We start from the raw sequence: 7,596 nt of genomic DNA, 5'->3' as shown, positions 1-7,596 counted from the left end.
GGCAGCGGGGGCGGCAGGCCCGTCAGCCACGACACCGAGCCCTACAAGGAACGGAACACCGTCGAACGCGCGATCAACAGGATGAAGGCATGGCGGGGCATAGCGACTCGCTACGACAAGACCCCAGAGAGCTTCCTCGCCGGCCTCCACCTGCGCGCCTCGATGATCTGGGTTACAGACCTCATCCGGAGCACCCGGTGATCACGACTCGATACGCGCCCTAAAACTGCCGATCATCGTTGACACCTGGGTCTCTGATCACTACGGAGATCCACATGTCGAAGACACCCCCGCTCGATCGTGAGGCCAAGCGGCGCCTGGCCGTCATACGTCATGTCGAAGAGGTCACGGGCAACGTCGCCATGAGTTGCCGGTACCACCTACCTGCGCCGGGCCCTGGCCAAGCACTTCGGCATGACACAGAAGGCCCTGAACCAGGCCCTGCGCGTCTCCTTCGCCAAGGTCGCCGAGTACCAAAAGCGCGGCCTGGTCCACTTCCACGCCGTGATCCGCTTCGACGGCCCCGACGGACACACCAGCCCGCCCCCGGCCTGGGCCACCTTCGACGCCCTGAGCGCCGCCGTGGGCCTGGCCGTGAAGAGCGCTCGGCTCACCATCGAGTCTGACGCCATCGGCGAACGCGTCATCGCCTGGGGCGGCCGGTACAAGGTCGACCCCATCACCGCCCTGGGCGACGGCGAACTCACAGACGCCCGCGTTGCCGAGTACACAGACGCCAAGGTCGCCGGATACGTCGCCAAGTACGCCACCAAGAACGCCGAAGGCACCGGCACCGTGGACCGCACCCTGATGTGCCGCCCCTGTGCCGGACGCGGCTACGTACGCGGCCCTGACGGCTTCCACGACGTGTGCGTCGACTGCGACGGCACCGGACAGGCCGAACCCATCAAGGCCCTGCCCGTACAGCAGCACGTACGGCAGATGATCCGCACTGCCTGGGACCTCGGCCACCTGCCGGAGCTCGCCCACCTCAAGCTCTGGAAGTGGGCCCACATGCTCGGCTTCCGCGGCCACTTCTCCACCAAGTCCCGCGCCTACTCCACGACCCTCGGCGCACTCCGCGACGTACGCCGCGCCTGGCGTCTCGCCCAGGCCGACGCCGCCCGCGCCCGCGCCGGCCTCCCCGCCACCGACGCGACCACACTCGTCACCGCCTCCTCCTGGACCTACCTCAGCAGCGGCTACCGCCCCGGTGAGGAGTTCCTCGCTGCCCAGGTCCGCCACGACATAGCCCATACGCAACGCCTCAAGCGGGAGGGGGATTTCTCATGATCAACCGCAAGACGACGTTCGTCGGCCGCTTCCACTGCGGCCAAGGCTCCTGGCGTGTCTCCACTGGGACTGCGGAAGTCGCCACGGTCATCGGGCAGCTCTTCGGCAGGCAATCGCCGTCCCACGACAGCCACGAAGCCGACCACTTCGAGGTGCTGCCCCGATCAACCTCCATGCGGGTCGTCATCTCCGGCCCCGAATCCATCAAGGCCGGCCTGCTGACAGCCGCACCCCGCTTTGAACCCCAGCCCAGTACTCGACTCTCGTTCCGCCTCGCCGACGCACACGCCCTTGGCGGCTTCCGCCTCAGTTCCCCCTCTTGGGACCTGGCAGAGTCCGTCCCCACGCTCAGGAAGGCACTGTCCGAGACGGACGGGGACGCCCTCTGCGAACTCGTCGCAGAAACAGTCGAGTTCACAACCCGCGACGGTGCGGCGCTGTCGTATTGCCGCCCTTCTATCAAGGTCATCGGCCCTTGGCACAACCCCGACCAGCACGCCGCCTGACCTGAACGCAGACAGCGACGCCCCCACCTGACGGACGAGGTGGGGGCGCCGCTGCGTGTGTCGGGTGACTTCGGCGTCAGCCCTGGCTGTCAGCCGCCTCGGTCTCCCTTTCGCTCTCCTTCGCCGCTGCCGCCCGCCGCATGTGCCCCTCCTCACCGAAGTACACCGACAGACGCGACGTGTCCAGCTTCTTGCCGCCACGCCGCGCGGGTGCCACCTCCACGTAGCCGCCCGCGTTCAACAGCAGATCTCGCTTGCCGGCCACGTCCGAGCGCTTCCACTGCTCGGCGTGCGTCTCGCCGGTCGGCTCGGCCTTCACGCCGCCCGGCTTCGCCGTTCGCTGCCTCTCCTTCAGGGTCGCCAAGCGCTCTTCCAGCTTGGCGTACTGCTCCGCGTACCGGATCGCTCCGTCGTCGCCCCTGAACAAGCCCCGGTCGTAGCGATCCTTCTGCAAGTCGGCCAACGCTTCCTCGGCCTGCCTGATCTGCGGGCGGAAGTCCTCGCCCACCTCCTGGACCATCCGCATCACGGAAAGGTGCCCGTACTTCGCGAGGAACTGCTCGGTGACGTGCTCCTCGGTGGTCACCCCGGCCACGGTCGGCCCGTAGCACTTCACGCCCTGCTTCTCCTCCCCCTTGGCCGCCCGCTGGCGGTACTTCAGCGGGCCGATGCACCGGTACCGAAGCTGACCGTTGCGCCCGCTGAAGGTGTACATGCGCTCACCGCAGACTCCGCAGTGCATGATGCCGCGCAGCAGCGACGTAGCCTCCCGGCGCTTCTCCCCGGGGTTGGCCCGGCGCTGCAACTCGTCCTGGAGCGCTTGCCAGGTGTCCGTGTCGAGGATCGGCGGCCGATTGACCAGCGGCAGGCCGTCCGTCCGCAGGATCGGCTTTCCGTCCTCGATGACCTGGCCGAGCAACTGGGGATTGCCCAGGAGGCTGCGCAGCGTCGTCGTGTACCACTGCTTGGAGTCGCTGCGCTTGCCCGTGGTCTGGCGTGAGGTGTGTCCCGGAGACGGGATGCCCTCCTTGTTGAGGTCGTTGATGATCTGCATGAGCGAGTCCTTGGACAGGACCCGCTCCACGATCCGCTTGATCGTCTTGGCCTCGTCCTCGTTGACCGCAAGGACCTTGCCCGCCCCGTTGGGGTTGGGGACGACCATGTACCCGTACGGGACCCGACCGCCGGTGTAGCGCCCCTCGCGGCGCAGGTGCTCGTGCGCGCTGGACACCCGCATGCCAATGGTGTCGGACTCCAGCTCGGCGAAGACCGCGATCACCTTCGCCATGGCCCGGCCCATGGACGACGTGAGGTCGAGCGGTTCTGTCGCCGACGCGAGCGCAACGCTCTGGTGCTCGGCAAGTCGCATGATCTCCGCGAAGTCGACCGTCGAGCGCGCAAGCCGGTCGATCTTGAAGAAAACGATCACGTCCAGTTCGGCGAGCCTGGTCAGGATGCGTTGCAGTCCCGGCCGGTCGAGCCCGCGTGAGAAGCCCGAGACGTCGATGTCCTCCTCGGCAGCCACGACCTCCCAGCCGCGTGCCTCGCACAGCGCTTCACAGGCCGCGCGCTGGCGTTCCGGCGAAGTCGTCTCGTCGGTTTCGCGCGATAGGCGAACATAGATAGCGGCGCGCATCCCCGGCGCGCTGGCCGGGACGCCCTTCCGGCGTCGGGCACGGGGCATAGCCCGTGCTGTGACAGGCGTTGGTTCTGTCATGAGACGACCTTATCTCCGGAGGTATGCGTGTCCTGCCTAATCGTCCAGAGCGACAAGACGCTGCTGCTGGAGGTGGACCACGAGCTGGCGGACGCCTGCCGGCGGGCCATCGCGCCCTTCGCCGAACTGGAGCGGGCGCCGGAGCACATCCACACGTACCGGGTGACGCCGCTGGGGCTCTGGAACGCACGGGCCGCCGGGCACGACGCCGAGCAGGTCGTGGACGCGCTGGTGCAGTACTCGCGGTACCCGGTGCCGCACGCGCTGCTCGTCGACGTCGCCGAGACGATGGCCCGTTACGGCCGGCTCACGCTGATCAAGCACCCCACGCACGGGCTGGTACTGACCACCACCGACCGCCCGGTGCTGGAGGAGATCCTCCGCTCCAAGAAGGTGCAGCCGCTGGTCGGCGCCCGGCTGGACCCGGACAGCGTGGTCGTCCACCCCTCCGAGCGCGGCCAGATCAAGCAGACGCTGCTCAAGCTGGGCTGGCCCGCCGAGGACCTCGCGGGCTACGTCGACGGTGAGGCGCACCCCATCGACCTGCGCGAGGACGGCTGGGCGCTGCGCCCGTACCAGCAGCAGGCCGTCGAAGGCTTCTGGCACGGCGGCTCGGGCGTCGTCGTCCTGCCGTGCGGCGCGGGCAAGACGCTGGTCGGGGCGGGTGCCATGGCACGCGCCAAGGCCACCACGCTCATCCTCGTCACCAATACGGTCTCGGCGCGGCAGTGGAAGCACGAACTGGTCCGCCGCACCTCGCTGACCGAGGACGAGATCGGCGAGTACAGCGGGACGAGGAAGGAGATCCGGCCGGTCACCATCGCCACGTACCAGGTACTGACGACCAAGCGGAAGGGCGTCTACCCGCACCTGGAGCTGTTCGACTCCCGGGACTGGGGCCTGATCGTCTACGACGAGGTGCATCTGCTGCCCGCGCCGGTCTTCAAGTTCACCGCCGATCTGCAGGCCCGCCGCCGGCTGGGGCTGACCGCGACGCTGGTCCGCGAGGACGGCCGGGAGTCGGACGTCTTCTCCCTGATCGGCCCGAAGCGGTTCGACGCTCCCTGGAAGGAGATCGAGGCGCAGGGGTACATCGCCCCGGCCGACTGCGTCGAGGTACGGGTCAATCTCACCGAGTCGGAACGGCTGGCGTACGCCACCGCCGAGACCGAGGAGAAGTACCGCTTCTGCGCCACCACGGCCAGCAAGCAGCACGTGACCGAGGCGCTGGTACGCCGCCATCAGGGCGACCAGACCCTGGTCATCGGGCAGTACATCGACCAGCTGGACGAGCTGGGCGAGCACCTGAACGCCCCGGTGATCAAGGGCGAGACCACCAACGCACAGCGGGAGAAGCTCTTCGACGCGTTCCGGGAGGGCGAGATCTCGGTACTGGTCGTCTCGAAGGTCGCGAACTTCTCCATCGACCTGCCCGAGGCAACGGTGGCGATCCAGGTGTCCGGCACCTTCGGCTCCCGCCAGGAGGAGGCGCAGCGGCTCGGCCGGGTGCTCCGCCCGAAGGCCGACGGCCACGAGGCGCGCTTCTACTCCGTCGTCGCCCGCGACACCATCGACCAGGACTTCGCCGCCCACCGCCAGCGCTTCCTGGCCGAGCAGGGCTACGCGTACCGGATCGTGGACGCGGACGAACTGCTGGCGGCGGACGAGGACGCGTAGACGACCGAGCCGACTACTAGACGACCGACCCGAACCCCACACGCGACTCCGAACCCGGCTTCGGCTTCGGCTTCGGCTTCGGCTTCGGCTTCGGCTTCGGCTTCGGCTTCGACGTCATCGTGCAGGCCCCCGGAGGGGTTCGGCACGTGGTTGTGGACTTGGTTGGGGACGTGGTTGGGGACGCGGTTGGGGACTTGGATGGGGACGTGATCCGGCACGTGATTCGGGACCGTTGTTGTTCCGTGGTTCGGCCCGCCCGGGCTCACGCGGGGCGGGTCCGGGCGGTCAGGTCCTGGTCAGGGCGCGGGGACGGAATACGGCGGGGCACGGGCACTCCCGACTGCCCGGGCTCTCCCGACTCACCCGGCCGTCCCGGTGCGCTCACAGTACGCCGGGTCCACCAGATCAGGGCCGCCAGCAGCGCCAGCCCGAGCAGCGGATACGGCGCGGCGAGCGGCTGCTGCCACCAGGAGAAGTGCAGATCGAGGTCCCCACGGTGCGGCACGATCCACATCGTGCGGGCCGTGAAGGTGAGGACTACGGCCGCCAGCAGGGCGCGCCGCCAGGGGCGGCGCCGGACACGGGCGGCTAGCCCGATCAGCAGCGGTACGCACCAGACCCAGTGGTGCGACCAGCTGATCGGCGAAACCAGCAGCGCCGTCACGGCCGTACACAGCACGCCCCAGGTGTCGAGGCCTCGGCGGAGATAGACCCGGCGCGCCGCGTAGAGTCCGGCGGCCGCGGTCAGCAGTGCCGGCACCGCCCACAGCAGCCCCGGTGCGGGGTTGTGCAGCACGCGACTGATCAGGCCCTGGAGGGACTGATTGTCGATGATCCAGACCTTGCCCACCCGGTCGGTCTCGAACATCCGCCGGGTCCAGAACTCGACGCTGGCGTCCGGCAGCACCAGCCACCCCAGCAGCACCGAGACCAGGAACCCGGTGAGGGCGGTGCAGGCGGCCTTCACCCGGCCGGTGATGAGGAGGTAGACGGCGAAGATCGCGGGGGTGAGCTTGATGCCCGCCGCGATACCGGTGGCGAACCCCTTGCCGCGGGCGCCGTCCGGACGGGCGAGGTCCCATAGGACGAGGCAGGCCAGGGCGAGATTGACCTGGCCGAAGACAAACGTCTGGAAGACCGGTTCGAGCCAGAGCCCCAGCGCAGTGGCGACCATCACGGCCGGCACGGTGTGCGCAGCCCGACGGGGGGCGGCGGCCGGGCCCGGTCCGTCGCCCTCGGCCGCTCCGGCAACCGGGGACGCCCCTTCGACCTCGGCCGGTCCGGCAGCCTGGCAGGAGAGATGGATCAGCAGGGCGAGCAGCCCGGCATTGACGAGCACGCAGAGCACCTTGAGGGTGCCGAGGGAGACCCAGGTCGTCGGGATGAAGAGAAGCGCGGCGAAGGGCGGGTAGGTGGCCGGTAGGTCCCACTTGGTGACCGTGAAGCCGTACAGATCACCGCCACTCGCAGCGGCCTCCCCCTCGGCCCGATACACCTCTATGTCGGACATCGGCAGCGGCTGCACCTGATAGAGCAGCCACAACCCGACGAACGAGACGAGCAGCAGGGCGGCGGCGTAGAGGAGATTGCGGCGGGCGCGGGCGGAAGACGGCGTAGCGCTGGGGGTGGGCGTGGCGCTGGGGGTGGGTTTGGGCGTGGTGTCGGCGGCGGGATTGGGCGTGGTGTCGGGGGCGGGGGGCGGGGTTTCGTCGCTTCTGGTTCGGGGGCCCCTCCCCCTCCCCCACCCCTCCCCCTTCGTGTCGGTCTCTTCGTTCTCCGTCCGCGTACCGTCGGCGGAAGACACCCGTCGTCCCCTCCTCATCGCCTCGCCTCGTCGCCCTGAGCGCGCGCCTCGTCGCCCTGAGCGCGCACTCCGGCGCCGACGCTAGTGGATCGGGGCCGGCCGGCCGTAACGGTTTCCGGTCATCCGGATGTCGTTACGGAGTCGCCCAGGCACAGCCGGGCGGCGCTCGGCCCGCGTGGCTCGGCTCTCGGGACTCAGCCCTCGGCCCGCCGGTCGTCCGCGTACTCACCGAGGACGACGACGCTGAAGGCCGCGGCGGCGAAGACCTTTATCGCGCGAAGGGCGTTGCCCACCAGATGACGGTGCCCGGGAGCCGAGGCGGTGCCGGCGGCCGGGGCCGCGCCGAGGGCCGTGGCGCCCTTGGCCGGGTGGATGGACGGGACGGTCGGGATCGAGGTGGGTGGAATCGTTGCGCTGCTCATGGGTCAATGATGAATTTCACGCGATTGCCGCACATCGGTCCACGGGTCGATCCTCGGCGGGCTGGACGTCAACCTCCAGACCCACTCCGTCCCCTACGGGAGACCTACGGTTGTAGGGGTCGTCAACCCGCGGTACGGCGGGGGCGCCCGGCACACGGTCCGGCGTACGGCGCGGAC

The 7,596-nt window shown here is 69.2% G+C and carries 5 protein-coding genes and 2 pseudogenes; 4 read left to right on the top strand and 3 right to left on the bottom strand.

Translation table 11 applies throughout. From position 1 onward, the window contains the following. The 3 genes and pseudogenes from AB0G35_RS19345 to AB0G35_RS19335 form a co-directional block, all read left to right on the top strand. Window positions 1-201: pseudogene (locus tag AB0G35_RS19345) on the top strand (IS5/IS1182 family transposase); the annotation flags it as partial. 174 nt (window positions 202-375) lie between these two features. Then, a pseudogene (locus AB0G35_RS19340) lies at window positions 376-1,293 on the top strand (replication initiator); the annotation flags it as partial. Beyond that, window positions 1,290-1,799, top strand: coding sequence for a hypothetical protein (locus AB0G35_RS19335; protein ID WP_360950371.1), 510 nt, complete (start codon window positions 1,290-1,292; stop codon window positions 1,797-1,799). The pseudogene AB0G35_RS19340 and the gene AB0G35_RS19335, both read left to right, overlap by 4 nt. 76 nt (window positions 1,800-1,875) lie before the next feature. Here AB0G35_RS19335 and AB0G35_RS19330 read toward each other — a convergent pair whose 3' ends face one another. Then, window positions 1,876-3,435 carry a recombinase family protein gene (locus AB0G35_RS19330; RefSeq protein ID WP_360950368.1) on the bottom strand — a complete coding sequence of 520 codons (1,560 nt, stop codon included), beginning with the start codon at window positions 3,433-3,435 and terminating at the stop codon, window positions 1,876-1,878. 108 nt (window positions 3,436-3,543) lie between these two features. Here AB0G35_RS19330 and AB0G35_RS19325 point away from each other — a divergent pair, with 108 nt between their 5' ends. Then, window positions 3,544-5,193, top strand: coding sequence for a DNA repair helicase XPB (locus tag AB0G35_RS19325; protein WP_360950365.1), 1,650 nt, complete (start codon window positions 3,544-3,546; stop codon window positions 5,191-5,193). A gap of 262 nt (window positions 5,194-5,455) precedes the next feature. Here AB0G35_RS19325 and AB0G35_RS19320 read toward each other — a convergent pair whose 3' ends face one another. Both AB0G35_RS19320 and AB0G35_RS19315 read right to left on the bottom strand, forming a co-directional pair. After that, a complete protein-coding gene (locus AB0G35_RS19320) occupies window positions 5,456-6,760 on the bottom strand; it encodes a glycosyltransferase 87 family protein (protein ID WP_360950416.1) in 1,305 nt (434 codons plus the stop codon). 431 nt (window positions 6,761-7,191) lie between these two features. Continuing rightward, on the bottom strand, window positions 7,192-7,419 hold the full coding sequence (locus tag AB0G35_RS19315) for a hypothetical protein (RefSeq protein ID WP_360950362.1): 228 nt from the start codon (window positions 7,417-7,419) through the stop codon (window positions 7,192-7,194). Window positions 7,420-7,596 lie beyond the last annotated feature (177 nt).

Origin of the sequence: Streptomyces sp. NPDC021749 (genome assembly GCF_040640655.1) — a bacterium.
Classification (GTDB): Bacteria; Actinomycetota; Actinomycetes; order Streptomycetales; family Streptomycetaceae; genus Streptomyces.
Note: the sequence above shows the minus strand (reverse complement) of the source record. Positions and strands in the feature narration are given on the sequence as shown.

Bases quoted from the DNA above. Each gene is read 5' to 3' on its own strand.
- AB0G35_RS19335 (WP_360950371.1), top strand. From the start codon at position 1,290: ATGATCAACCGCAAGACGACGTTCGTCGGCCGCTTCCACTGCGGCCAA.
- AB0G35_RS19315 (WP_360950362.1), bottom strand. From the start codon at position 7,419: ATGAGCAGCGCAACGATTCCACCCACCTCGATCCCGACCGTCCCGTCC.
- AB0G35_RS19330 (WP_360950368.1), bottom strand. From the start codon at position 3,435: ATGCGCGCCGCTATCTATGTTCGCCTATCGCGCGAAACCGACGAGACG.